At 35.2% G+C, this 26,443-nt stretch carries 32 protein-coding genes and 1 tRNA gene; 11 read left to right on the plus strand and 22 right to left on the minus strand.

Annotation, left to right across the window (positions count from 1 at the left end):
- The first annotated feature begins 5 nt into the window (after nt 1–5).
- The 3 genes from K5Q13_RS00050 to metE all read left to right on the plus strand — a co-directional run bounded on the left by K5Q13_RS00050 (nt 6) and on the right by metE (nt 4,607).
- Entirely contained in the window at nt 6–1,361 is a 1,356-nt protein-coding gene (locus tag K5Q13_RS00050; RefSeq protein WP_220738598.1) for an APC family permease, read from the plus strand.
- Between the two features lies 1 nt (nt 1,362).
- Nucleotides 1,363–2,112 (plus strand): cyclase family protein, encoded by a 750-nt coding sequence (locus tag K5Q13_RS00055; RefSeq protein WP_220738600.1) that lies wholly within the window; start codon nt 1,363–1,365, stop codon nt 2,110–2,112.
- 191 nt (nt 2,113–2,303) lie between these two features.
- Nucleotides 2,304–4,607, plus strand: a complete 2,304-nt coding sequence (gene metE / locus K5Q13_RS00060) for a 5-methyltetrahydropteroyltriglutamate--homocysteine S-methyltransferase (RefSeq protein ID WP_220738602.1) — start codon at nt 2,304–2,306, stop codon at nt 4,605–4,607.
- 182 nt (nt 4,608–4,789) lie between these two features.
- Here metE and K5Q13_RS00065 read toward each other — a convergent pair whose 3' ends face one another.
- The 3 genes from K5Q13_RS00065 to K5Q13_RS00075 form a co-directional block, all read right to left on the minus strand.
- Nucleotides 4,790–5,287, minus strand: coding sequence for a GNAT family N-acetyltransferase (locus tag K5Q13_RS00065; RefSeq protein WP_220738604.1), 498 nt, complete (start codon nt 5,285–5,287; stop codon nt 4,790–4,792).
- A 43-nt stretch (nt 5,288–5,330) separates the two neighbouring features.
- Complete coding sequence (locus K5Q13_RS00070; RefSeq protein WP_220738606.1) at nt 5,331–6,299, minus strand: thymidylate synthase; 969 nt, start codon at nt 6,297–6,299, stop codon at nt 5,331–5,333.
- Between the two features lie 244 nt (nt 6,300–6,543).
- Nucleotides 6,544–7,026, minus strand: coding sequence for a deaminase (locus K5Q13_RS00075; RefSeq protein ID WP_220738608.1), 483 nt, complete (start codon nt 7,024–7,026; stop codon nt 6,544–6,546).
- Between the two features lie 73 nt (nt 7,027–7,099).
- On the opposite strand from K5Q13_RS00075, the gene K5Q13_RS00080 reads away from it, so the two are divergent.
- The gene (locus tag K5Q13_RS00080) at nt 7,100–7,942 is read left to right on the plus strand and encodes a bifunctional 5,10-methylenetetrahydrofolate dehydrogenase/5,10-methenyltetrahydrofolate cyclohydrolase (RefSeq protein WP_220738610.1); all 843 of its coding nucleotides are present in this window, start codon (nt 7,100–7,102) and stop codon (nt 7,940–7,942) included.
- A 67-nt stretch (nt 7,943–8,009) separates the two neighbouring features.
- On the opposite strand, the gene K5Q13_RS00085 is transcribed toward K5Q13_RS00080, so the two are convergent.
- The 3 genes from K5Q13_RS00085 to K5Q13_RS00095 all read right to left on the minus strand — a co-directional run bounded on the left by K5Q13_RS00085 (nt 8,010) and on the right by K5Q13_RS00095 (nt 9,597).
- Nucleotides 8,010–8,318, minus strand: a complete 309-nt coding sequence (locus tag K5Q13_RS00085; protein WP_220738612.1) for a CHY zinc finger protein — start codon at nt 8,316–8,318, stop codon at nt 8,010–8,012.
- Nucleotides 8,311–8,856, minus strand: coding sequence for a biotin transporter BioY (locus K5Q13_RS00090; RefSeq protein ID WP_220738614.1), 546 nt, complete (start codon nt 8,854–8,856; stop codon nt 8,311–8,313). The genes K5Q13_RS00085 and K5Q13_RS00090 overlap by 8 nt, the downstream gene beginning before the upstream one ends.
- Before the next feature lie 120 nt (nt 8,857–8,976).
- On the minus strand, nt 8,977–9,597 hold the full coding sequence (locus K5Q13_RS00095) for a GntR family transcriptional regulator (RefSeq protein WP_220738616.1): 621 nt from the start codon (nt 9,595–9,597) through the stop codon (nt 8,977–8,979).
- 182 nt (nt 9,598–9,779) lie between these two features.
- Here K5Q13_RS00095 and K5Q13_RS00100 point away from each other — a divergent pair, with 182 nt between their 5' ends.
- On the plus strand, nt 9,780–10,973 hold the full coding sequence (locus tag K5Q13_RS00100; protein ID WP_220738618.1) for a quaternary amine ABC transporter ATP-binding protein: 1,194 nt from the start codon (nt 9,780–9,782) through the stop codon (nt 10,971–10,973).
- Entirely contained in the window at nt 10,966–12,672 is a 1,707-nt protein-coding gene (locus K5Q13_RS00105) for an ABC transporter permease/substrate binding protein (RefSeq protein WP_220738620.1), read from the plus strand. The genes K5Q13_RS00100 and K5Q13_RS00105 overlap by 8 nt, the downstream gene beginning before the upstream one ends.
- Before the next feature lie 90 nt (nt 12,673–12,762).
- Here K5Q13_RS00105 and K5Q13_RS00110 read toward each other — a convergent pair whose 3' ends face one another.
- The 5 genes from K5Q13_RS00110 to K5Q13_RS00130 are packed head-to-tail and all read right to left on the minus strand — an operon-like array spanning nt 12,763 to nt 16,057.
- On the minus strand, nt 12,763–13,236 hold the full coding sequence (locus K5Q13_RS00110) for a substrate-binding protein (RefSeq protein WP_220739490.1): 474 nt from the start codon (nt 13,234–13,236) through the stop codon (nt 12,763–12,765).
- A gap of 21 nt (nt 13,237–13,257) precedes the next feature.
- Nucleotides 13,258–14,484, minus strand: a complete 1,227-nt coding sequence (locus K5Q13_RS00115) for an ABC transporter permease (RefSeq protein ID WP_220738622.1) — start codon at nt 14,482–14,484, stop codon at nt 13,258–13,260.
- Nucleotides 14,477–15,370 (minus strand): ABC transporter ATP-binding protein, encoded by an 894-nt coding sequence (locus K5Q13_RS00120; RefSeq protein WP_220738624.1) that lies wholly within the window; start codon nt 15,368–15,370, stop codon nt 14,477–14,479. Before K5Q13_RS00120 ends, K5Q13_RS00115 begins: the two co-directional genes overlap by 8 nt.
- An 11-nt stretch (nt 15,371–15,381) precedes the next feature.
- Nucleotides 15,382–15,855, minus strand: coding sequence for a hypothetical protein (locus tag K5Q13_RS00125; RefSeq protein ID WP_220738626.1), 474 nt, complete (start codon nt 15,853–15,855; stop codon nt 15,382–15,384).
- Nucleotides 15,812–16,057 (minus strand): helix-turn-helix transcriptional regulator, encoded by a 246-nt coding sequence (locus tag K5Q13_RS00130; protein ID WP_220738628.1) that lies wholly within the window; start codon nt 16,055–16,057, stop codon nt 15,812–15,814. The genes K5Q13_RS00125 and K5Q13_RS00130 overlap by 44 nt, the downstream gene beginning before the upstream one ends.
- 149 nt (nt 16,058–16,206) lie before the next feature.
- On the opposite strand from K5Q13_RS00130, the gene K5Q13_RS00135 reads away from it, so the two are divergent.
- The 5 genes from K5Q13_RS00135 (at nt 16,207) to K5Q13_RS00155 (ending at nt 17,944) form a co-directional block, all read left to right on the plus strand.
- Nucleotides 16,207–16,416: a P8 family protein gene (locus tag K5Q13_RS00135; protein ID WP_220738630.1), complete on the plus strand. Its 210-nt coding sequence runs from the start codon at nt 16,207–16,209 to the stop codon at nt 16,414–16,416.
- Between the two features lie 104 nt (nt 16,417–16,520).
- Nucleotides 16,521–16,592 (plus strand) — tRNA-Glu (locus tag K5Q13_RS00140).
- A 308-nt stretch (nt 16,593–16,900) separates the two neighbouring features.
- Entirely contained in the window at nt 16,901–17,245 is a 345-nt protein-coding gene (locus tag K5Q13_RS00145; protein ID WP_220738632.1) for a hypothetical protein, read from the plus strand.
- Entirely contained in the window at nt 17,238–17,627 is a 390-nt protein-coding gene (locus K5Q13_RS00150; RefSeq protein WP_220738634.1) for a hypothetical protein, read from the plus strand. Before K5Q13_RS00145 ends, K5Q13_RS00150 begins: the two co-directional genes overlap by 8 nt.
- Nucleotides 17,627–17,944 carry a hypothetical protein gene (locus K5Q13_RS00155; protein ID WP_220738636.1) on the plus strand — a complete coding sequence of 106 codons (318 nt, stop codon included), beginning with the start codon at nt 17,627–17,629 and terminating at the stop codon, nt 17,942–17,944. Before K5Q13_RS00150 ends, K5Q13_RS00155 begins: the two co-directional genes overlap by 1 nt.
- Nucleotides 17,945–18,181: 237 nt before the next feature.
- Here the strand turns inward: K5Q13_RS00155 and K5Q13_RS00160 are convergent, their stop codons facing one another.
- From K5Q13_RS00160 to K5Q13_RS00205, 11 genes are all read right to left on the minus strand, one after another.
- Nucleotides 18,182–18,469, minus strand: coding sequence for a YciI family protein (locus tag K5Q13_RS00160; RefSeq protein ID WP_220738638.1), 288 nt, complete (start codon nt 18,467–18,469; stop codon nt 18,182–18,184).
- Between the two features lie 887 nt (nt 18,470–19,356).
- Nucleotides 19,357–19,929: a hypothetical protein gene (locus tag K5Q13_RS00165; protein ID WP_220738640.1), complete on the minus strand. Its 573-nt coding sequence runs from the start codon at nt 19,927–19,929 to the stop codon at nt 19,357–19,359.
- Nucleotides 19,930–20,397: 468 nt separating this feature from the next.
- Entirely contained in the window at nt 20,398–20,757 is a 360-nt protein-coding gene (locus K5Q13_RS00170; RefSeq protein WP_220738642.1) for a hypothetical protein, read from the minus strand.
- A complete protein-coding gene (locus K5Q13_RS00175; RefSeq protein ID WP_220738644.1) occupies nt 20,744–21,199 on the minus strand; it encodes a hypothetical protein in 456 nt (151 codons plus the stop codon). Before K5Q13_RS00175 ends, K5Q13_RS00170 begins: the two co-directional genes overlap by 14 nt.
- Before the next feature lie 83 nt (nt 21,200–21,282).
- Entirely contained in the window at nt 21,283–21,498 is a 216-nt protein-coding gene (locus K5Q13_RS00180; protein WP_220738646.1) for a hypothetical protein, read from the minus strand.
- 283 nt (nt 21,499–21,781) lie between these two features.
- Entirely contained in the window at nt 21,782–22,687 is a 906-nt protein-coding gene (locus tag K5Q13_RS00185) for a type II toxin-antitoxin system PemK/MazF family toxin (protein ID WP_220738648.1), read from the minus strand.
- 118 nt (nt 22,688–22,805) lie between these two features.
- Nucleotides 22,806–22,958, minus strand: coding sequence for a hypothetical protein (locus K5Q13_RS00190; RefSeq protein ID WP_220738650.1), 153 nt, complete (start codon nt 22,956–22,958; stop codon nt 22,806–22,808).
- A 957-nt stretch (nt 22,959–23,915) separates the two neighbouring features.
- Complete coding sequence (locus K5Q13_RS09720; protein WP_505744184.1) at nt 23,916–24,044, minus strand: Arm DNA-binding domain-containing protein; 129 nt, start codon at nt 24,042–24,044, stop codon at nt 23,916–23,918.
- A gap of 317 nt (nt 24,045–24,361) precedes the next feature.
- Nucleotides 24,362–24,739 (minus strand): PH domain-containing protein, encoded by a 378-nt coding sequence (locus tag K5Q13_RS00195; protein WP_220738652.1) that lies wholly within the window; start codon nt 24,737–24,739, stop codon nt 24,362–24,364.
- A 74-nt stretch (nt 24,740–24,813) separates the two neighbouring features.
- Entirely contained in the window at nt 24,814–25,569 is a 756-nt protein-coding gene (locus K5Q13_RS00200; RefSeq protein WP_220738654.1) for a sunset domain-containing protein, read from the minus strand.
- A 170-nt stretch (nt 25,570–25,739) separates the two neighbouring features.
- Nucleotides 25,740–26,441, minus strand: coding sequence for an ion transporter (locus tag K5Q13_RS00205; RefSeq protein ID WP_246574087.1), 702 nt, complete (start codon nt 26,439–26,441; stop codon nt 25,740–25,742).
- Nucleotides 26,442–26,443: the final 2 nt, after the last annotated feature.

Raw genomic sequence — 26,443 nt, forward strand, 5'->3', positions numbered from 1 at the left:
GTAGTATGAGTGAGAGTAATTTAAAAAGAACGTTATCGACAAAAGATTTGGTAGTTTATGGCATTATATTTATGATACCGGTAGCACCAATAGCATTTTATGGCTCGTTCCTAGTACCTGCCAATGGCATGGTAGCCTTAGCTTATTTGGTAGGAATGGTCGCTATGCTTTTCACTGGTTTTAGTTATGCGACAATGTCGAACAAATATCCCTTTTCTGGCTCTGTATATACCTATATTCAGCAAGGAACAAATTCAGCTTTGGGATTCATTGCAGGATGGGGAATTTGTTTAGATTATTTCCTTATTCCAACAATTACTTATCTTATTAGTGCTACGTTTGGTAAACAGTTATTGCCATTTGTACCATTTTGGGCTTGGATTATTATTCTAACTGTAGTCAACACAGTCATTAATCTATTGGGTGTAGATGTTGTTTCTAAAATTAGCTGGGGTCTATTTGGTCTACAAGCGATCGTGTTATTGAGTTTTATAATTGGTACAGTGTTTGGGTTAATCAACGGAACGATACAGCCACATTCAATTTCATTATATAATCCACAACATTTTAATTTCTCCGGCGTACTTCAAGCAACAGGTATAGTAATTGTTTCATATTTAGGATTTGATGCGATTAGTACACTATCTGAGGAAGCAAAAGATCCAAAAAAATCTATTGGAAAGGCTATTTTATTATCCATCATTTCAATTGGAACGTTATTTGTGATAATAACAATTTTAGCTGGATTCGTCGCACCGGACTATACAAAATTAAATCCTGACACTGCATTTCTAGATATTCTAGGCAAGGTTGGTGGTCAATGGTTAGTTACGTTAGCCAATATTTCTATTATTTTGTCATTTGGATTTGCCAGTGGTCAAGAAGGTCAAACTGCTATTTCAAGAATTCTATTTGCAATGGGCCGAGATGGCATATTACCTAGACAACTGGCTTGGATACATCCAAAATACCGTACACCGTGGGTGGCAATTATTTTTGTAGGTATAGCAGCGTTAGTCACATCATTTCTACTAGACATGACAACAGTATCTAATCTAGTTAGCTTTGGTGCCTTATTCGGATTTATTTTGTTAAATTTTGCGGTAATATGGCAATTTTATATACGAAATTCGGATAAGTCTTTGATTAATACGATAAAGTATGCCATATCACCATTGATTGGCTTGCTGGTTAGTGGCTGGATATTCATCAGTTTGTCACCTATTGCTAAAATTGTTGGGTCGGTATGGTTACTTGTTGGTGTTTTAATTCTTGTTGCTAATACACGATTTTTTACAACAAGTATTCCCAGATTTAAATTTGAACAAGTTGCTGAATTAGAAAGAAAAGAGGATAAATAATATGGCAGAATCTATTAATTTATTACAAACGTTGCATGCACTTAAAGCTTCTAAATGGGTGGATTTGACACATGAATTTGGACCTAATAGTCCGCATTTTCCAGCGTTTGATCCAGCTCGTTTTGAAACTCTTTTTACAGTTGAAAAAGATGGATTTTATGTTAAAAAATATACCTTCCCTGGTCAATATGGCACTCATATTGATCCACCAGTTCATTTTGATGATTCAAAACAAGTTTACATTGAAGATTTAGAATTAAAAGATTTATTTTTGCCGCTTGTTGTCATTGATTTTTCCAAATCTGCTCAGCAAAATCCCGATCAATCTATAGGGGTTGCAGACATCAAAAATTGGGAAGAAGAGAATGGTGAGATTCCTGCTAATTCATTTGTCGCGTTGCGAACTGATTGGGGAAAGCGCTGGCCTGACGTGAAAAGTTTTGAGAATCAAGATGACAGTGGGCAAAATCACTATCCTGGTTGGTCAGTTGCTGCTTTACAGTATATTTATGAAACAAGACATGCTTTTGCAAATGGACATGAGACGTATGATACTGATACTGCGGTCGAACAAACAAATGGTTTACCAGCAGAATTTTATGTCTTGAGTCATGGCCATTATCAAGTAGAGTTACTAACCAATTTGGATCAAGTACCTGCAACTGGCAGCATCATATCTATTGGTGTACCAAAGGCAGAAGAAGCACCAGGTTTTCCAGTGCGAGCATTTGCTATTATTCCAGAAAAATAATAGCTAAAATAGTTAAAAAATGAATGAAAGGTCGTTATGGATGAGAGTCTTAAGTCAGATTGTTTATTATTTACATACTAATAAAATTGTGACAGCGGTTTTCTTAACTGGCAGCGGTGCGATGGATATTGTCATGTGACATGATACGTTTGTTTGTAGACGTTGAATGGTTCATAAAAAGGAGAATACACATGACACATCAAGTAAAATCATCTGGTTTGGGTTATCCAAGAATAGGTGAGCAACGTGAATGGAAGAAACTATTAGAACAATACTGGCATGGAAATATTGATGACAATGCATTTGAAGATACAGCTAAATCACTTCGCTTGGACAATTTAAAAAAGCAAGTTGCATTCGGTTTAGATGTTATTCCTGTAGCAGATAACTCAAACTATGATCATGTTTTAGACACATTAGCTGCATTTAATTTAATTCCCACAAGATTTGGGAGCTACAATAGGCCACTAACATTGAATGAATATTATGCTGTAGCACGGGGTAATAAAAACAATGTTGCGGCTGATATGACCAAATGGTTTAACATTAACTATCATTACACGGTACCAGAATTTGATCATACACAACCACGATTACTAGAGAACCGTTGGTTAAAGTATTGGCAAGAAGCGAAAAACGAATTAAATATTAATGGTAAGCCGGTAATTTTGGGGCCTATTACATTGATAAAATTAGGTAAGCTAAATGGTGACTATGTTTCAAATAGTGAATCTATTAACCAATTACTTGATCAAATCTTACCACTTTATGTTCAAGTTTTTGAAGAATTACAGGCAGCAGGAGTTGAGTGGGTGCAATTAGATGAGCCAACGTTAGTTAAGATTGAAGATGACTCAGAAGTTGCGCCATATCAACGTGCTATAGAAGCATTACGTGCAGCCGCACCTCAATTAAACATTGAATTACAAACTTATTTTGATGCAATTGATCCTTACGAAGCAATTACAAAACTACCAGTTCAAGCAATCGGACTTGATTTTGTGCATGGCCATGATGAAAATATTGAAAATATTCGTCAGTTTGGATTCCCAGAAGATAAAATTTTAGCTGCTGGTGTGATTGATGGGCATAATATTTGGGCTGCTAATTTAGATGAAAAGTTAGCGCTAATTAATGATTTAAAAAAATCGTCATCAGCACTTTGGATTCAACCATCTAATTCCTTACTTCATGTACCAATTACAAAAAAATATGAGACACAAGCATCACCAGAGTTATTTGGTGGTTTGGCGTTTGCAGATGAAAAAATACAAGAAATTGTTAACTTGACAAAAGCAACTAATGATCAAGATGTGACTGAAGCATTTGAAGAAAACCGACAAGCATTACGACAACTGAAAGAATCAGCTGCACGTAATAATGAAGCTGTGCAAGCCGCAATTGCCCAGTTACCAGACCAAAAATTCGAAAGACAAGCTGTGTATGCCAAGCGTCAATTGAAACAACAAAAAAGACTAAATTTACCCAAGTTACCAACAACTACGATTGGGTCATTTCCACAATCATCAGAAGTTCGCGCCCAACGCGCAGCTTGGAAAAAAGGCAAAATAACTGATGAACAATATCAACAATTTATCCAATCTGAAACAAAGCGCTGGTTGAAAATACAAGAGAAAATAGGACTTGATGTATTAGTACATGGTGAATTTGAGCGGACAGATATGGTTGAATATTTTGGTCAAAAATTAGCCGGATTTTACGCAACACAAAATGGTTGGGTACAATCATATGGCTCACGTGGTGTGCGACCACCAGTAATATTTGGTGATGTCAGCTATACAGAACCAATTACTGTCAAAGAAACGGCTTTTGCACAATCTCAAACTGACAAGCCGGTGAAGGGCATGCTAACTGCGCCGTTAACAATTATCAATTGGTCATTTGTGCGTGATGACATCCCACGTGCAACAGTACAAAATCAAATAGCGCTCTCATTACGTCAAGAAGTCAATAATTTAGAAGAAGCTGATATCAAAATTATTCAAGTTGATGAGCCAGCTTTGCGTGAAGGGTTACCTTTAAAAAAGCGCCATTGGCAGAATTATTTAGATGAAGCAGTCTATTCATTTAAAATTACAACAACTGGTGTACGTGATGATACACAAATTCATACACATATGTGTTATTCTGATTTTGAGGACATTATCGATACAATTTCGAATTTAGATGCTGATGTGATTTCAATTGAAACTTCGCGTTCACACGGGGAAATTATTTCGGCTTTTGAAAAAGTAGCCTATGATAAGCAAATTGGACTCGGTGTGTATGATATTCACTCACCACGTATTCCATCCGTTGATGAGATAGCTGAAAATATACGTAGAGGGCTGAAAGTCATTAATGACCAACAATTCTGGGTGAATCCTGATTGTGGCTTGAAAACACGTACTGAAGAGCAGACAATAGCAGCATTGACTAATCTAGAAGAGGCACGAAATCGTGTACTATCTGAATTAACAGTAGCCTCACGTTAGAATAACGTGATCAATTAAATCGTGCGAGTTAATACCCAAAATATTATTTTGGGTATTTTATTTTGATTAAATATGAAGTGAATAAAAAAACAGCTATCTGATAAAAGAACAGCTGTTTTTCAAAGAAAATATTGTATGTGATTGTATGATTAAGTTCATCATACAATATATCTCTGCGTATCTTAATTTATGAACTCGTTTACAAGCATACCCATCATGATGCTATCATGATATTGCCCTTCAGCGAAGAAGTGTCCACGAAGAACACCTTCTTCAATAAAGCCTACTTTTTTATAGATATGAATGGCAGCAGCGTTATCTATATCGACATACAAATACACTTTGTGCATGTTAAGTACCTTGAAAGCATACTCGACACCTGCCATCATAGCAGCTTGTGCATAACCGTTACCTTGATGATCTGGATGAATGATAATTTGAATTTCTGTATTTCTGTGCAAAGTGTCAATATAGACAAGCTCCACGACACCGATGAATTGATTATCATCTTCCACAACAAAACGTCGCTCAGTTTGATCTAATATATGGCGTTCGTACAAAATTTGTAGTTCTTCAAGTGATGTATATGCTTCCTGAAACCACAAAGCCATTACTTTTCGTGAGTTTTCTTGTTGATAAATATACGGTAAATCTTTCTTTTCAAGCGGTCTAATTTTCATTTTTACTCTTTCAGTTGCTTTCAGTCATTGTTTTGATGAAAAATCAAACCGCCACAGGTGCCTTAATGGCTGGTTCACTTTCATAATCTAATACTTTGATATCATCCATCGTGTAGTCAAATAAAGACTTGACCTCAGGATTTAACCATAGCTTTGGTAACTTATGCATGGGGCGTGAAAGTTGTTCAGTAATTTGATCAATGTGATTATTGTATATATGTGTGTCGCCAATGGTATGAACAAAATCACCAACTTCATAACCGGTTTGAGCAGCGACCATGTGTAGTAGGAGAGAATATGAGGCAATGTTAAAAGGCACACCTAAGAAAAAGTCTCCAGAACGTTGGTAGAGTTGTACGCTTAATTTACCATCAGCGACATAAAATTGACTTAAAACATGGCAAGAAGGTAATGGCGCTTGAGGCGTTGTCTCGGCATTCCAAGCAGTTAGAATCAAACGTCTGGAATCAGGCGTTGTTTTAATTTGTTCAATAAGCCGGCTCACTTGGTCAATGGTATCTGCGCCTGCAGTAAGTGAAGAGGTTTCCCAATTGCGCCAAAGCTTACCATAAACATCCCCAACATAGCCAAAGGTTTCCATAAAATCGTCATCAGTAAGAATTTTATCAACAAAAATTGCTTTTTGTTGTTTATATTCGGCGGCGAAAGCTTCATCTTCTAAAACACGATGTCCAAAGTTAGTCATATCTGGTCCGGTATACTGATCAGACTCAATCCAATTTTTAAAAGCCCACTCGTCCCAAATATGGTTGTTATGTTGTAATAGGAAACGAATATTATTATCCCCACGTAAGAACCAAAGTAGTTCAGACTTAATTAAACCAAAGTACACTTTTTTAGTGGTGAGCAATGGAAATCCTTCTTGTAGGTCAAAACGCATTTGTGTACCAAACAAAGAATGTGTACCAGTTCCGGTACGATCTCCCTTTAAACTGCCTTCATTGATTATTTTTTGTGCCAGATCCAGATATTGTTGTTCATTTTTTGACATATTATATTTAGTACGTAAATGACTACTTCACGCATTTCCTTTCAGGGTTTACCTTACTTAAATACTAACGAAAAGTCAGCTATTAATCAAGTTTAAAAACTAGTGATGAGTTGAAGCAGGTTATCGCGTTTTAAAATAAAAAAGCCGGTTAAAAGTTACTGATATTCGTTTTCTAAAATAAAAAACTGTGATAAAATTAATTATAGTTCGTTATTAACAGAAAATTTATAGATTACGTATTGGATTATTCAAAAGAAATAAATTGGTTGAGATCAATTTGCGCTGCAGTCTGTTTTGAAAAAGGTACTTGTTGTAAAGTAACGTGTTTTGTAGCTAACAGTTCTTCGGCGAAAGCGTCATTATGATAGTCGCGCATAAAGTTGATTTTTGTTATGCCAGATTGGAGAAGAAGCTTTGTGCATTGTACACAAGGTACGTCTGTAACATACACTTCAGCTCCTGCAACACTAATACCCATTTGTGCAGCCTGCATGAGTGCGTTTTGTTCAGCATGAACAGCGCGTATACAGTGACCATCAACAATCAAGTCACCCACATCTGTACAGTGAGGTGTTCCTGATACTGAACCATTGTAACCACTAGCTATGATTCTGTTGTTTTGAACAATAACGGCGCCCACATGTAGGCGAGTACAGGTTGAACGTGTTGATAAAATAGCAGCTTGCGCGATAAAGTATTGATCCCAACTGATACGATTTTGTGACATACGGTACTCCAGTGAATTTATTTTGTTAAGAAGAATATAACATAAAACACAGAACAAGCGAAGGAGCTTTTTGATGACTGAAATACTTGATGGGGCGGCAGTAGCCAAAATAACAAATGCAAAGACTGCTAAACGTGTATCAGATTTAGGGAAACCAATTACACTAGCAGTTGTCTACGATCCAGAAAATGATGGTAGTCGTTTGTATGTTGGCATGAAGTCAAAAAAAGCAGCGGCTCTTGGTATTGCAACAATGGATATTCCAACAGATGCCCATGCAACAACCGAAAGTGTTACCAAATTAATTGAGAAACTTAATGCGGATGATAATATAACTGGTATTTTGGTTCAAAGTCCACTCGCTAAAGGGGTCAAGGAGCGTGAAATATTTTCAGCTGTAGCACCTCATAAAGATGCGGACGGTTTAGGAGCCACTGTACAAGGCATGTTATTTGGGGATGCCTTGCAGGATTACACAGTTGCTGCCACGCCACAAGGCGTGATGACCTTGTTGAATCATTATGGTATTGAAATAGCAGGGAAAAGGGCATTGGTCATTGGTCGCTCTCAATTATTTGGTCGACCAATGTTTGCGCTATTAACCAATGCAGATGCAACAGTAACATTAGCTCATCGTTATACGCCAGAAGAGCAACTAAAATCCTATTTAAAAGAAGCCGACATCGTTGTGGTCGGTGTTGGAAAGCCAAACTTCATTAACGGAGCTGACTTAAAGGTTGGTGCAGTAGTAGTTGATGTTGGTATGAATTATGTTGATGGCGTTGCAGTTGGGGATGTCAACTTTCAGTCTGCACAAGGCGTTGCTAGCTACATTACACCAGTTCCTGGTGGTGTTGGTCCAATGACAATTGCAACATTGCTAGAAAATACAGTGACATTAGCAGAAAGATCTTAAGTTGTATATTAAAATGGGTATCGGCAATTAAGTATTGCTGACACCCATTTTAATTCTGTTATTAAGACTATGAAAAATAAATATTGTGATGTAGGTTACAATTAGGATTGAAATCGTGGCCACAATTCGGGCATTTTATGTTTTTGCTGTAGGTATTGCCAGTCATTTCTAATTGGCAAATACCACACATGACACTAACGTGAGTCATTGGCATGGGTTGAAAGATATGATCTTTTAAATCATCATGACAAAGATAACAGGCAAAGTATGTGTCACATTCATGACATTTGTTAGCAATAACGTCAAATGAATCATGCCAATGTATACAACGACCGGCTTCATCAATACCAATACCTAAAATCGTAATCTTAGGCATGGCTTAAAGCAGTGAACCGTTGCCGTAAAGTGAGTGTCAGTATTGTTGCTACAATAGACTTGACGATATCACCAGGAATAAATGTGAGTTGAAAAATAAGTGCTTTTGGCAAGGGCATGTTGGTGGTAATATGAAGACCGACTGCACCAGAAAGATCAATAAGAATAACACCAAAAACAATAATAGTTAGTAAGATAGTAACAAAATTAACACGATTAAAACGGGTGAGTGCTTGTAAACTCAAACCAATGAATAGTGCAGCCACTGGGTAAGCCCAAATATATCCAGCTGTTGCGCCAAAGAAAGGTGCGATACCACCAGATCCACCAGTCAATACAGGTAGACCTAAAGCAGCCATTAGCAGCCAAATGATAATAGCTAATAAGCCATTTCGCCAGCCCAGTATAGCTCCAGCTAGCATGACACCAATGTTTTGAATTGTCAGTGGCACAGGTCCAAGAGGAATTGCTGGTATATAGGCCATGACAACAAGAATGGCGACCATAACAACAGTTAATGTTAATTTTTGCGTTTTCATAACGTCTCCCTTAGTAAACTTTTTTATTTTTATAAGTTTACTATACTTTTTTTAAGTTGTCAATAAAACAAAAAAGTGCAAGCATACAATTTCGTATGCTTGCACTTTTTGTTTGTGAGTTTAATCGTGATAAAAAAAGTTTTGAACAGCCTGAACAGCTGTTTCATTGCCAACAAAATACAATGTATCGCCGCGTTCAATTACCGCGTACGGTCCAGGAGAAACGACAAGCTCATCATTGTGTAGTAAGGCAACAATAGTTGTACCTGTTGTTTGCCAAAGGGTTAAACTACCAATTGATTGCCCAAATTTTTGACTCTCGTCGCGAAGCTCTAATTCGTAGGGACTCAAGGGACTATGACGTTGGATACGTTGATTTTGTTCAAATAAAAGTGCTAAGGAATCTTCCAATGCTTTAATTTCTTGTTTTTGATTGGCGATTAAAGTATTAATTTGCGTATGTATACTCTGAATATCCAATGTTTCTTGTGCTTGATTTAAAAATGCTTTTGCCTTTTCGCGTGACAAGACTTCAACACCACTACCATGGATTGGTTTGACAATTTGTAGATCTGCTAACACACTGACGGCTTTACGTGCCGTTTCCGATGATACACCAAAAGCAGCTGATAATGTAGATCTAGCATGTAGTTTACTACCTACGGTGTATTCATTATCGGCTATTTTTTGTGCCATTTGATATGCGATTTTTCGGTATCGAGGTTCTCTGATTGTTTGCATATTGTTCTCCAAAAAAAGGTACTGGTTTGACAAAAGTGACAACTTGTGACAAAATAGAAGACATCACTTAGTGGCAATCTGTTTCAAAAAACAAGTTGTCACTTTGAAGTATAAAATAATTCGAAGAAAGAGTCAATGGTGAATGATGCGAATTGCATTGTTCACTAAACAATGGAGGATTCATGGCTAAAGTAGAGATCAAGCATCTCACAAAAATATTCGGTAAGCGACCTAAAGCTGCACTGAAAATGGTAAAACAGAAAAAAAGCAAAGATGAAATCGTCGAAAAAACTGGTAGTACAGTTGGTGTATATGATGTTAATATGAGCATTGAAGAAGGCGAAATATTTGTTATCATGGGCTTATCTGGTTCAGGAAAGTCTACCTTGATTCGATTGCTGAATCGCTTAATTGAGCCAACTGAAGGTCAATTGTTTATCGACGGACAAGAAATAACAAAATTTAACAAAAAACAAATGTTAGATATTCGTCGTCAAAAAATGAGCATGGTATTTCAAAACTTTGGATTATTTCCACATCGTACATTACTGGAAAATACCGAATATGGTTTAGAAATTCAAGGTATCAATAAAGAAGAACGCCGTCAGCGTGCTGAACAAGCTTTGGATAATGCGAAGTTGTTGAGTTATAAAGATCAATATCCTAGTCAATTATCAGGTGGTATGCAGCAGCGTGTTGGTCTTGCTCGTGCTTTGACAAATGATCCCGATATTTTATTAATGGATGAGGCGTTTTCAGCCTTAGATCCACTTGTACGTGGCGAGATGCAAGATGAACTATTAGAATTACAGGCTAATGTTCAAAAAACAATTATTTTCATTACACATGATTTAAATGAAGCATTACATATTGGTGATAACATTGCAATCATGAAAGATGGACAAGTACAGCAAATTGGAACAGGTGAAGAAATTTTAACCAATCCTGCTAATGACTATGTTAAATCATTTATTGGTGGTGTTGACCGTTCAAAGGTTTTGACCGCAGAAAGTATTATGATTCCGTCTTTAACGACTAACATTGACGTTGACGGGCCAACTGTGGCATTGCGTAAAATGGCAGACGAGGAAGTTTCTGGATTGGTGGCTGTGAATCGTAAGCGTGAACTTTTAGGCTATCTCTCATCAGATGAGGCGCTTAAGGCACGACGTAGTCAAACACCATTGAAAGATGCTATATTACCAATGCCAACTGTTGAACTCGATACGCTAGTGGCAGATATTATGCCAATCATTTACGATGCACAAACACCAGTCGCCGTCATTGATAGTAATAACCGTGCACGAGGTGTCATTATTCGAGGTTCTGTTTTGGAAGCGTTAGCCGATACGGAAGGAGATGAAAACGATGCCTAATATACCGAAGTTACCACTAGAAAGCTGGGTAAGTGATGCCGTAAATTGGCTTACTAATCATTTGTCTGGATTATTTAACCTGATGCAAAAGGGTGGGCAAAACATTATGGATGCCCTTACCAATGGATTGACAGCTATACCAATGCCATTGATGATTATTGGTATCACTCTGATTGCTATTTTAACAACACCTAAAAAATATGGTTTTCCATTGTTTGCTTTTGTTGGATTAGTTTTAATTGCCAATCAAAATTTATGGTCTGATTTGATGAGCACGGTGACACTTGTCATTATGGCTTCCGTCATTTCGTTGATAATTGGTATTCCATTAGGAATTTTAACTGCTAAATCACCAAAAACAGCAGCAATTGTTAAACCTGTCTTAGATTTCATGCAGACAATGCCTGGTTTCGTTTACCTTATTCCTGCTGTTGCTTTCTTTGGAATAGGTGTTGTACCTGGTGTGTTTGCATCTATTATCTTTGCATTGCCACCAATGGTTCGAATGACTGACTTAGGTATTCGTCAGGTTCCCGTTTCTTTAGTAGAAGCTGCGGATTCATTTGGATCAACAACTTGGCAAAAATTAATCAAATTAGAATTACCAAATGCTCGTAATACAATTTTAGCCGGTGCAAACCAAACAATTATGTTAGCATTATCTATGGTTGTTACAGCATCTATGATTGGTGCACCAGGACTTGGTCGTGGTGTGTTATCTGCTGTGCAACGTGCTGATGTTGGTTCTGGATTTGTTAATGGTCTTGGTTTAGTTATTTTAGCGATTATAATTGATCGTTTTACACAAAAACTAAATACAAAACCAGAACAAAAAGTTGCCAATAAACCTTGGCGTCGATGGACAATATTGGCTACAGTTATTATCATGATTGGTGGTGGTATTGTTAACGCGGTAACCACGCAAAAAAGTTCCGGTCAAAAAGTCAATTTAGGCTATGTTGCTTGGGATTCTGAAGTTGCTTCAACAAATGTATTAGCTGAATCAATGCGTCAACATGGTTATGATGTTAGCACGACGCCACTTGATAATGCTGTCTTATGGCAATCTGTTGCTAATGGCCAAATTGATGGTGCGGTTAGCGCATGGTTACCTTATACACATAAAGCACTATATGATAAGTATAAGAATGATCTATCGTTACTTGGTCCTAACTTGCATGGTGCAAAAACGGGACTTGTCGTACCTAGTTATATGAAAGTCAATTCAATTGCTGATTTAACTAATGAAGCTAATAAAACGGTTACTGGTATTGAACCTGGTGCAGGTGAAATGGCCACGGCAAAGAAGACACTTGAAAGTTATCCAAACCTTCAGGGATGGAATTTACTGGGTTCATCTTCAGGAGCCATGGCAACGGCTCTTGATAAAGCATACAAGTCTAAACAAGATATTATTGTTACCGGATGGTCACCACACTGGATGTTTAGTAAATACTCTTTGAAGTACTTAAAAGATCCTAAGGGAACAATGGGTAAAAACGAAAGTATCAACACAATTACTCGTAAAAACTTGAAAAAGGACAATCCTAAAGTTGAGAAAATTCTAGATAAATTCAACTGGACAAAAGAAGATATGGAAAGCGTCATGCTCGATATTCAAAACGGTCAAACGCCAAAACAAGCGGCTGACAAGTGGTTGAAAGCAAATCCAAAACTTGTCCAAAGTTGGTATAAATAATTCCTAATTAAGAACTTATTTATTTCAATATCTAAACTAAAAAGCACTAAGTGAGCTATTTAATGTAACTCACTTAGTGCTTTTAATTTGCTATAAATTATCGTTAAGTTTTTTATCTTGATCAATAATCCAATTATTGAGTGTATGGTCTTCAATTCTAGTAGGATGTTTTTTTAGAAATTGGCGATAAAGTGAGCCGATACGTTTACTAAATATGAGTGTATTAGGAGCGACTAAATCATCACTCAATAACTGATAAGTACGAATTGTGTAGCTGATAAATGTGAGTTGCTTAGCTATTGCTGTTTCGTCTAAGCCATGCTCTTCGTTTAATAAATGCTGACGTGCAGCGTAACCAAGTGCCTGTTGAAAGCGATTTAAATTTGTTGGCTCAATACTTGAATCAGGACCAATGGCTAGTATTGTTGCCTTAAAGCGTTCAATTGCTTCAGGTGTTGCTTTGTTAGTTAACTCAAAGCGTTGAAATGCAACACCGTCGGTTGTTTCGCGCGTTTCATACTTGTACCACTTATTATTTGTTAAAAAGAAGGGAGTAACAGTCATCATATGGCTCCAAATCATATACTAGTTTTTATTTTTAATATTTTTAATGAGTTGAGACATGATCTTATCATCACTGTAAGATAAGACATTTTTAGCATAGATACTTTGACCCATCCAAGCAAGTGAAATCATAGCAACGACAGCAATTAGGAGTGATATAATTGCTGCTGGCCATGTTTCAACTTTGGTAACTAAGCGTACAGGCATCATACTTTGGGAGATAAAAGGAACATAACTTAATACCTTAATAGCCAAGTTATTTGGCATGTTAGTCATGATAAAACTAAACATATAACCAATCATTGCTAAAAATGTAATCGGTTGTACGGCTTGTTGGACTTGTGCATTATCATTAACAAGTGATGCAATCATGGCTGTTAAAATAAGATATAACGCAACTGCGACTAAAATAAAACTAATAGCATATAGCGTGAATCCAAGCGTGATACCTGAAAACATTTGGATCACGTTACTAAACAGCTTGTTGTTTTGTAATACGATATAGCCAATGACACCTGCAACAACATAGATTGCCATGTGTGTTACTGCAAGAGCGAAGATACCAATCATTTTTCCGAAATACTGAATACTGGCTGAAGTGGCGGCTAATAATGTTTCCATAATTCGTGATGATTTTTCGTTGGCAATTTCAGTTGCAATCATTGACGCATACCACATCACAATCATTGTTGTAACAATACCAATAGCTACGGCAATACCGTAATTTGCCATATCAGAACTATCACCGTTTGTAGATTCATTATTTGATTGTTTGACGACTGACTTTAAATTAAAAGGTTTAATCAAGTTTTGTGTCTGTTCAGCGGTCAAACCGTAATCAGCGGCCTTTTGGCTACGTGATAGATTACCTAGAACACTAACAATTGCTTCTTTATTAATGCTATTACTTTTTGGTTGTGTAGTTAATGTGGCATTGTCGTTGTCAATGGTTAATATGCCATCTAAATCTTGTGAAGCTAAAGATTTGTTTGCTTGTTTGCTGTCTGTAATTTTTGAAACGTCAATTTCTAGAGATTTTTCATCACGTTTAAAAATTTGTCGTACCTGTGAATTACCAATTATTGCTACTTTTGGTGTGGTATTACCTTGCATTTGAGAGATACCAAACCCAATAGCACCAAGAATTACTGCAAATATGAGTGGGGATAAAACAAGTAACCAGAAACCTCTAGTTTTAAAGTGGCTGCGGTAGGTTTGTTTAATGACAATAATTAGACTTTTATTCATGATAAGCGACCTCCTGACGGAAAATATCATCGAGTGTTGGGGGTTGTTGTGAAAATGCTGGAATGTAGCCGTTACGTGTCACATAGTCAAAAATGTGATGGCCAACAGATTCATTAGCGATTGTTATATCGAATCCAGCACCTTGTTGTTTGATATTTGTAATACCAGCAATGTTTGAAAGCTCTGATGTTGAAAAGGGCCCTTCAACATAGATTTTTGTGCGACCAAACTTTTCACGAATCTCTTGTACGCCACCTTGTAATACAATTTTACCTTGTTTGAGCATAGTTAAATTATCAGAAATTTTAGTGACATTGTTCATATCATGACTTGAAAAAATAATCATAGCACCATTATCACGCATACGAATAATTTCATTCATCATAATGCTCGTGTTGACGGGATCGAGACCTGAAAATGGCTCATCTAATATAATAAATTCAGGATTGAAAATAAGCGATGCAATCATTTGGATTTTTTGTGCATTTCCTTTTGATAGTGATTGCACTTTATCAGTTGCTTTACCTACGACATCAAGACGCTTTAACCAGTCAGTTAGGGCAGTCTTAGCATCTGAGCGTGACATGCCATGTAGCTCAGCAAAATAGAGAATTTGTTCTTCAATGGTTAGTTTCTGATATAGGCCGCGTTCTTCGGGTAAAAATCCGATTTTTTGTTTGTCGGATTGGGTTATTGGATGATTATCCCAAGTGATTTTACCAGACGTTGGAGTAATGAAATTTAAAATCATGCGAAATGTCGTTGTTTTGCCAGCGCCATTTTGACCAATTAGTCCCATAACTTTACCAGGTTCTAATGTCATGTTCATGCTATTAACAGCAATGTTATTGCCAAATGTTTTGTTGATATTTGTTAGTTGAATCATATATTTTTCCTTTATAATATTTTCTTGAAAAACCAACGTAATAATAATTGTAAAATAAATATTAAAGCCAGTGGAGCTAGCAGGTACCAAATATACTGTGTGAAGAATATGCTTAATACAAAGGCTAAATAGGCTACAACAACTATTATCTTAAGTAAGAATGCATCAGCATACTGGTTTGCAGTTTGAATGCGTTCATCGGTTGCAGCTATCTTTTTACGATGAAGAGTCGTGGGATTAGATAAATAGACCATGCTAGTCAGCTTGATTCCGATTGCACCGCCAAATAGACCACTGTATAGACCTGATGTGAAGCTGCCTAATTTATGACCATAAAAATAGTAGACCAGGAAACTATTTGCAAATAAAAAGCAGGATAATAATATAAAAAATACAGTGAAAAAGTTGGATTGGTATCTCATTAAATTAGCATAATCTTCGTCACTCATGCCTTGCTTTGGTCTCTCGAATAGTTTCTTCAACATTTATATGCCCTCCTTCAAAAATAAAAACTTCTTCTATTGATAATCCAAAAAACTCAGCAATATCATGCGCTAAAAACAACGAAGCGTTATACTTACCCTTTTCTAGAGAGATAATAGTTTGTCTAGTTACTTCCAAAACATCGGCAAGTTCAGCTTGTGTCATTTTGTGAGATTTTCTGAGTTCCTGAATGCGATTTTGCATCAATACAACCTCGATTGATATGAATTTATTGTTCTTATAAAGTATAGCAAGCTTGACATTAAAAGTAAAGTTTACTATACTTTTTTGTTTAAATTTGCATTTTTAATAAAAAAGAACTATAACAAAGATATAGATAAGGGGGCCATAAAATGGCAGATGAAAAATATCAAACTTTAGATCTTCCTATGAGTGAAGTCTTTGACTGGAGTGAGGAACAAACCCCATTACGTGATGCACTTTGGAATCATTATATGGAAGAAAGCAATAAGAACACATCATCAACTTTGAAGCACTTAAAAGCTTATCAAGCGATGAACGGTAACGAAATTAAAGTTGAAGCCGAAAAGGTGTTAAAGTAAATTAAAAAGGCGAGCAGGGTGCTGTTCGCTTTTTTGATTTCTAGTATTTGTTGTGGAAATTGTTGACGTATTAACTTTTTTTCTGTATACTTATATCTTGTTATGGCGCTATGGTCAAGTGGTTAAGACGTCGGCTTCTCAGGCCGAAATCGAGGGTTCGACTCCCTCTAGCGCTATTAAGTATTGTATGGCGTTGCATAGGGTTGCAAAAACCTTGATGTAGCGCCTTTTCTTATAAAAAGCATTTCATTACATTGCATGGTATTTCAAGCAAAATAACACATAAATAACACATAAAATTAAATGATGATTGAGCGACAGGACGGCATTTGAGCCGTTTTTTGTTTGACCAAATAACACAAAAATAAAATGTGGTACATAAATGACATATATACGGAATTAATTGTATATATACAGTATAATATTCATAAGTATAACTAAAATTAGTTTTGTCATTTCAAATGACGAAACTAGGGAGGCAACTATGACGACCACATGGACTAATCGTGAAATATTAAAAATCTATTTTCGATGGATAATAGATTTACAGATTGAGTACATGAACAATTATCCAGATATGAATAATGATTATAGACGTGAGAATGAAGTTTTTATAAAAACAGTTAAAACAGATTTAGATGAGTTTAGTTGCAAACTGTCGCCAGAATTAAAAGAGATGTATGTAGCCAAGTCCAAGTATAAGGATAATAAACCGTTTATAGAGTTCTATAACGTTGTAGCACCTACGGGCTACATTATGGCTTTAAACAAAGAATTAAACGCCTTAGTCAGCAAGATAGAACGACCTCAGGAGAGATTATATGAGTGATTTATTAGTGGTAGAAACAAGTAATTTAGATATTCTAACTGATTATTTTACAGGAAGATACACATTTTACTTGGAGTTTATACAATATTCAGACGAATCAGTTACTGATAAGAAACGTTTTGTATTAGAAGTCTTGGGTAAATTAGATCCATTTGTTAGCAATATGGAATCAGATTTGTTAAGCATTTACGTTGATAAGTACAGGACACATAAACCTTTCATCTTTTACGCTAATAACTTGGCACAACAGGCTGTCATAAATTCACTTAATAAGAAATTAAACAGACTGGTTAAGGACATTAAAAGACCGCAAATAGCTTTTAAATGTCAATCAACAGGTTTGCTATCACACAATGTTATAGCGACACAGGAGGCAATATAATGGCAGATAGTACAGATAAGATGTTGAGAGATTACTTCTCTGGTCGATTGAAGCTCATGTCAGAAATTGATCCAAAACATAAACAAGAGATTGCTGATATAACATTTTGCTTGTCAGTCGTCCAACCGGAACACAGCCAGGTTATTAAACGTTACTACAGTGATAAGTTCCTAACATGGGATGAAGTAGTCATTGAAGCAGGTAAAGGTAATTCTACTTTAAAAACTTGGCGGAGTGACTTTAAAACATTGTTAAATATCATCTTGCAACACGGGGATGAGTTCATAAACTTACGACAAGAAGCATTGCAAGCGTAGTGCTTTTTTTGTTTACAATAAAAAAACACCCCCGCCCCTATGTACCAGGAGGAAACGTCACAAGGTGGCGTCCTGAAATCTTAAGAATGCAGAAATCAAAACTTTTTATAAGGCGTTTTTAGAATATAAAATGCTGATATATAGGCATTTCTAACTAAAAATAGGCGTTTAGGGGTAGCACAAACATTGGCCATTAGTAGCGTGATTTGATGTAAAAGCAGTCAAGTTTTTAACATACTATGACAAATAGCTATTCATTTGTTCTGCCCATTTTGAAGGAACAAAGTAAGTTACATTAAAAGAGGCAATGTTGTTTATAAAAAAGGGGTCGGTATTATAGATTTGTGTTAGTTCTTCCAAAGATTCGGCCTGAGCTATAATCATGCCACCTGTTCGTGGTTCTTTTCTACCAGACATAATAAAATGCCCTGATTTATAGTACCTATCTAAGTATTCAATATGAGCTGGTAAATAATGTTCAACATCAGCAATCGGTTTGATATAAGTTAATTCAATTATAAACATATTTTTTTCTCCTAATAATATTTATTAATTAAATAATACTAAAGTGTTTTTTTCTTGTCAACTGGACGCGCTAATGAAGTAAATCCAAAAGTAGGGTAGGAATAAGGGGTACTTTTTACGGTAGTTTGGACGTAAAGCACCTCAAACCCTTGTGGCTGTAGTTCTAAATTGTCCCCGTTTTAGAAATCATAGTGTTGTAAACGTTGATATAACGGCATTTCTGTGGTTTATAGTAGAATTTATAAACGCCTTTATATCAACGTTTGTGGCATAGCCCCCCTATAAAAAAGTTTTCAAAATTCAACATTTTTATAAGACGACGATATGTGTGCGCTCTTTAATCTGGTAAAAAGGGGCGGGGGTGTTTTGTATTCAGCCAACCTGATTAGCAAATTACTCGCTATCGTTTGAAACGATAACGAAATCCGTTATCAATATAATTGATATCGAGGTCAATCAGATTGACAGCGAGCAATGTGACTGTAACCACGGTTGTTAGGGTTGCTGTTACATGCACACCTAAAAATGACGACAAATAAAAAGGGGCCGGTAAAATACAGATACCTGACGTAGCAAATTGCGACACCAGCTTAAACTAAATACATATGTTATTGAGTTGCATACGATAGCGTATATCTTACTAACAAAGCACAAGTGTAGGTAAAACTACGGTTGTTGTGTGTCGTGATACATTTAATAAGTTTCATCCCCGAACACGTCCGTATAGTATATTTGCTGATATTCAACGCACGCTAGGTTAAATATAGAGTTTAATATATAAACGAGTACATTTATACTAAAACAATTAACAACGCTTAAAACGCCTCTCATAGCGTTAAAATAGACACAATAAAACCACGACCTAGCTTAGAGCTAGAGCGTGGTTTTTAAATTATATACTTTGTATTTCTCTGATTTTTAAGAATAGCATCGTACTGTTTACTTATTTCATCAGCATGTTTTTGTTTGTTAATATTTACTACACTATATAGCAACAGTGCCTTATTAATTAATTTATCAATGTGCTCAATTTTGTCGTTGTAAGTACGCCAGTGCATCCCTTTAGGTTTATTATGTAGTGACAAGGTTATTGGGTCATAACGTAAATAGCTGGAAAATACCCACTCAAATGCGGGATTTAATTCCGTCCGGGCTTTCGATAATTGACGATCATAATAAAAGAATTGTGAAACACTATCACGTTGTATTTTATTTTCTTGCAGTGGGTAATATAGTTTGGCACAAGAACTACAAGACATTACTGATTTCACATCATATAATGTGCCTTTACGTTTACCACAGATAGGGCATACAAGCCAATAACGCACACCACCATAATTAGGGGATGTTGTCGTGAGTTCTATTTTATGGCCATTGAATCTAACGTAATCCTTAACACTGTGAATATTAGAGACAACATCCTTTATATTTAGTTGTTTATAGTCTGTAACTGTACGCATATCCTGTCTAAATCATTAAGCAAATTTTGTGACATGTTGTAACCTTAATTGATTGTATAGGTCTATTATACTTGATATGGTAGGCGTTACAAACGTTGTCACAATGTGTAACCTTGTTACAAAAAAGGTTACACTTTAATGGTCACAAGGTCATAAAAAGGTGTCACATTTAGCGTTGCAACCTTTTATTTTCTCACGAGGTGATAAGTAACACAAAATAATACTGTATGAAACATCCTAAATTAAATAGTTAGAATAAATAAAAAACGCCCCGACTGATCATACCTGAACCTCAACCGTAAGATTATAAAAAAATTCTTGGTATAATGGAGTTGATTAAATATATTATAGATGAAAGGCTGCTAGTCAAACAGTGTACACTTTTACAATGCTTGTCACAATGATGTTTATCACATTTATTATAGGATTTATTGGAGGAATTTTATTTATCTGTAGCTATGATAATGATTAGTTTTTTAACACTGTATCACCAATATCAATACTACTTGAATAAATGGGAGATGTGCCGGTTATCTGAAGAGGATTGACATCTAATATGTTGGTTTGAGAAATTGGGAAAGTGAGCTTCGGGCTTGTCGACTGCGGTTTAACCATAGTGACCCTTTCAAATACGTTAGCTGCATAAACAGTAGCTTTAGTAGCACCTGGGACTGTTTCTAATACCTTACCGGAATCAGGATCTTTAATTTCTATACCTTCTTTGGATCTAATGGTAAATTTATCTCCTTCTTTTATACCATCTGCTTGGCCACCTGTAATATATAAGGTTGTTGAATCTATAATTTTTGCTACTTTAAAGATTTTCATTATTAATTTCTCCTGTTGTTTCATTTGTTAACAAATTTTGTAATTCTTCACTACTTGATTTAACGTGTTCTCGTTGTTTTTCAGTTAGCGTTGCATATGTTAAATTCACAAGCCCTGTAAGTTGCATAATCTGAATGTCTTTTTCTCTAATTATATTTGAAAGCATGGCACGATCCGACACTAATCCTGATATATTTTCCTGCAATTCTTTAATTTTATTGTCATTTGTAACATTTTGGCCATCTTTCGATAACCTAAGTTTTTCTCGTATGTCTAATGCCCATAATATAGTTGTCAAATTATAAAGAAAAAATATCAGCGCTATTTGAACAAAAATAGTCTCAATAGAATCGTGCCAGACCGAAAAAATAACAGCCCAAAAAGTTGATATTCCGGCATAAAGTTTCCAAGTATTTGGCATGAGAAATTTAATTAGTTTCACAATGGCTATTACCTCAAAAAAATTTTAACTTTTTAACGTGAATGCTTGGCACGTATGTATGCACTCTGTGAGTGCTTTTTTTATTAATCGAAGTTGTATTGTGTATGTGCCTTAATGAACTGCCGAACACCGTCACGCGGATATCTGGTACGTCCATTGCTGTCTTCAAATTTTGGAAAACCTCTCATATTGACTAGATCGCTATAATTGTTATTGTTATATCCAGTCATCTTTTGGAGCTGCTTAACGTTCATTAAGTCTGGGAAAAATAGTATCTCTTCTTTTTCAATGTTAGTCATATATTAATACACCTTGCTTTTGTAAATTTAATTGTATATGGCTATGCTAAGAAACGCCATGAAGTCATATAGTTTGCAGTGATAGTAGCGAGATTATTTACTTATTTTAGAGACTGCATTGTCCATGACTTGTTAAGTTAAATGAAATTAATAAAAAAGAGGGATTCCTAGGAATCCCTCGAGCCATTTGGCTCTATATAAGTTAGATCAGCGTATAACTAATCGGTGCCTGTAGCACTATAACGTCGATTATACGCATACTAATCAAAATAATCAAGAGGGACTAAATTATTGAAGATAGTTTGGTTTTTAATTTGTTGATTGAATTCTCAGATAAAGAGATGTTTCCGGAAATAGTATATTCAGATACTTTTTTAGCTCTTAATTTACTGACGGTTGTAATGTTATTAACGTCAGCGTAAGTAGACTTTGTATATCGTTCCATTCTTTCTTCTAATTTGTTGAATAGTTGAATTTCATTTTGTAACTCAACTATTTTATTATTAATTTCGTTCGTTTTATTCAAAAATATTTCTGCTTTTCCAACGAATAGTTTAACATTTTTTGCTTTACTGAAATTGCGATGGGTCTTCAAATTGTTTAAAGTATTATAAAAATCATCGTTTGAATGTAGATCAGAACTTATATTTATTTTAAAAGAAGATGTGTCCTCAATACCATTTTCTCTAAGTACAGTCGTTTCAATTTCATTAGAAAAAGAAAAATGAGTATTTGAATCCTGAAATTCTTTAATAAAAGCATCTTTTTCTTTCTCAAGTGATTCTATCTTTTGTAAGCAAGAATCACTTCTTTTATTTAGTAACTTTGAACATTCTTCCATAACTTCATAATCAAGGGAGACATAACGATTCTTTTCTTTAGAAGTTAAAGGAACAACTATAATATTACGTTCATGCTTGTTATCTTCTTTATTTAAGACGACACCAAAATGACCACCACTTATCTCTCCGCCAATCCTTACGCCAAAGTCAACCATCACAATCGTTCCCTGATTAAATTTTTTATAATAATTTCCAATTTTATGATTCTGTTCTAGAGATATTAATGAACTAAATTTTCCGGTCCAAATGGGCAATAATTGAGTTTTAAAGTCTTGTGAATCAGAAAAATATACCTTTCTAAATGATTCAAAATTAGCATTTTTTGTTTTGGCATCTATCTCTATCATCTCGCCTTACCTCTCGTATTTAAATTACAAAATGTTTTGCAACGCTTTTTAATTGAATAATCAGCAGGGATGTCATCCCCATATATTGATTAAGTCACTTACCGATAGTAGGTGGCTTTTATTTATAGAAAAAATAAGTCATAACGCTAATAAAACTTGCCAATAACATCACTATTCCTGACACACGATACTTTTCATTCTTTTCATTTTTACTTAGTATTAAAAATGCTAGTCCAGTCGTAGCCATTGGAAAGGTTGCTAATAAGTCCATGAAGTTCCCCCAAGTTATATATTCTTCAAAACAGCACTCTCGAGCGACATAGGTATACCAAAGTATGCCATGAAGTCGTATAGTTTCTGGTGATAGCGATGAGATTATTTGCTTATTTTAGAGACTTCATTGTCTATGACTTGTTAAATTAGATGAAATTAATAAAAAAAGAGGGATTTCTAGGAATCCCTCGAGCCGTTTAGCTCTATATAAGTTAGATTAGTGTATAACTAATCGGTGCCTGTAGCACTATAACGCCGATTATACGCATACTAATCAAGAGGGACTAAATTATTGAAGAAAGTTTAGTTTTTAATTTGCTGACGGTTGTAATGTTATTAACGTCAGCGTAAGTAAACTTTGTATATCGTTCCATTCTTTGTTCTAATTTTTGAATAGTTGAATTTCATTTTGTAACTCACTATTTTATTATTAATTTCGTTCGCTTTATTCAAAAATATTTCTGTTTTTTTAACGAATAGTTAAACATTTTTTGCTTTACTGAAATTGCGATGGTGGCTTCAAATTGTTTAAAGTTATTATAAAAATCATCGTTTGAATATAGATCAGAACTCATATTTACTTTAAAAGAAGATGCGTCTTCAATACCATTTTCTCTAAGTATGGTTGTTTCAATTTCATTTAGAGGTATTTGTTTTTGTTAAATATACAGTCTTCGTCAACTGTATATTTAACAAATGAACTGATAATGTTCTTGATGTGGAAAACAGACGATTTAACATGTGTTTTTCCATATTCATTGATTAATTTTTGAAAATCGGCGGTTGTTATATCTGAAAGTTTTTTATTCTGCTACTTTTCTTTTGATAAGTTATAAATAGCGTTATGATAGGCTTTACTTTTTGTTTCTAGTTGTGGTTCTTTAAAAACTATGTACCAGTCATAAAGCATGTCAGCGATTATACTGTCTTTGGTATTTAATTTATTGTTTAGTTTTTAACTTTCGGATCCAATAGCCCAATTATTTGCCTTTTTTGTGATGAATCCAGATTTTGTCTTCTTTTTGTACGTTCCATTAATAAGAATAGAAAAACTTGCCGACCAATTTTTACCACGTTTGTAGATTGAGGCATTATAAAAATGCCCCGTGCGTTTTAATTTTAATTTTTAGCACACCCAACAGTCTGTCCGGAAGGATTGTTCTTTTTATTTATGATGAAGATACAAGAAGAATAGTAATGCGGCTGCTATTATGATACCTGAAACTGCGTAGAGCACGATATATAAATACTTCAAATGAAATAGGGTGTAATTAAAAAAGTGTGCCATTATATTACTCCTTTGTACGCCCGAAAGGGCGTGTGTTAATATATCCGAGTTCTTTCTTTGTCGCCATGAATCACTAGATATTCAGATACCTTAGCAGTTTTGTTGAGATAATATCATAAAACTTTCTGTGCTAATAACTGTTGAACCTGCGCAAGAGCTTCGCCTTTACCAAATTGTAGCTTTTCAGAAGGTTCTACTTGGCCAGAAATCCAAATTTTCACTTCACCATCTAAATCGAAATGTCCAGCGGTCTCTGTTGCAAATTTAGAGATTCCACGGTAAGCAATAGATTTATATTCTACTTTTTTAGCTGTTAAACCTTGTTTGTCTGTCAAAATCAAGCGTTTATTTGTAAAAATAACCAAATCACGTACTAATTTGAAGGCATTTTCAATATTTTCACCTTCAATCAATAAGGGTGAAATTTCTTCGCGCACAGATTCAATGTTAACACTACCAGCATTACCTAAAATACCATCTAATAATCCCATTTTATATCTCCTTAAACCTTTTAATGTGACTGTTTAGCACTTATGTACGCCCATGAGGGCATCGTTACATGATGTTAGCGTTCTGATTTACGGAATCCTGCAGCTTGTGCCTCGGCTTCACTATTAAAGTAAACGGCATTTGATGAGTTCATATGGTATCCCGCTTGACCAGGAACATGGTATATATGAGATCGCGCATTACCAATAATTTGTTGGCTAGATCCTGTGTAGGTCTGTGTTGTATCTGTAGCGTTTTGTTGTGTTGCATTCGAGACTGAGGCAGCCTCTGCTGCTTGTTCGGATTGAACACGCGCTTGAGATTCAGCAACAGAATTGGCTTGTGAGGCACTTGCTGATTCTTGACTAGCTTGTTTTTCTGATGCGATAGATGATTCAATGCTGGATCCTTCTTTTTCAGAAACTGCTATACTAGCCTCCTTAGCTTTAGAGCTAGCAAAGGCTTTAGAACTGGCCTCTTTAGCCTTAGAACTAGCAACAGCTTTAGAACTGGCCTCTTTAGCTTTAGAGCTAGCAACAGCTTTAGAACTAGCTTCCTTAGCTTTGGAACTAGCGGCAGCTTTTTTAGAGGACTCATTTTTTGCTAACTTACTGGAACTAGTTTGTTTATTGCTTTGGCTACTGTTATTTGAACTGTCTGCCGTAGCCCCAGCAGCAATAAGACTAACTGACATTACAACAAGCGAACTAATGATAGCTTGTTTAAATTTTCGAAAAGGTTTATGCCTTGTTTTGTTAATAATCCAATAAATTGGAAGCACAACACTAGTTAAAAAAGCTATAGCAAAAACAAAAGTAAAAAAATCACTCATCCCTAAAATCCTCCCAAAACTTTTTAACGTGAACGCTCGGCACGTATATGAGCCTTAATGATGCTTTTATTCGTTTAAAATGTTGTTAGGTTGCTTTTGTATGATGATTGTCCAATACCAAAATTATATTAATATTATTATGTTAACTATACCAAATAAAAACATATTTTTCAGTTTTGACCCAATTTATTCTTTATTTCTTGTAACTCTGATTTTATATCTTGTAATTCCTTTTTCAGTAAAATATTTTCTTTGTCCGACTGTTCATCAACGAAAAATGCTGTCACAGTACTAGTCACACTTCCAATTAGACCAATTCCCAGTATCATTAATACAACTGCAATGAGTCTACCGACCTCTGTGTGAGGGGATATATCACCATAACCGACTGTTGTTGTAGTAGCAATTGCCCACCATAAAGAGTTCATATAGTTGACACTTTCAGCAACAGAGTATATTTCAGCGCCAATCAATATGAGTATGACTGTTGTGATGATTAGATAAATGAATCCATTTGTATTGAAAAATCGTTTAATGTTCTTCTGTATTTTCCCAGTGAATCCTACAATTCTAATCAGGCGTAATAATTTTATAACACGTAACACTCTGAACGCTCGAAAAAAATAGAATATTGAGTCGAACGGAATAATTGCCAATAAATCAAAAATATTCTCTTTTAAAAAAACCTTTTTATCTTGTGCTTTGAACAGTCTAACAACATAATCAACCCAAAAAAAAGTTAAAATACCTTTGTCTGTGTAATTATATGGGTAAACGTTGATATTGACAATATTTGAAATATCTAATAATGCTAAAAAAATTGATATTAGCGAAAACAAAAGGACGGCAAAGTAGTAAAATTTTTTCATCATAT

The sequence above is a fragment of the Leuconostoc miyukkimchii genome, from assembly GCF_019656055.1.
In the GTDB taxonomy this organism is placed as follows: Bacteria; Bacillota; Bacilli; order Lactobacillales; family Lactobacillaceae; genus Leuconostoc; species Leuconostoc miyukkimchii.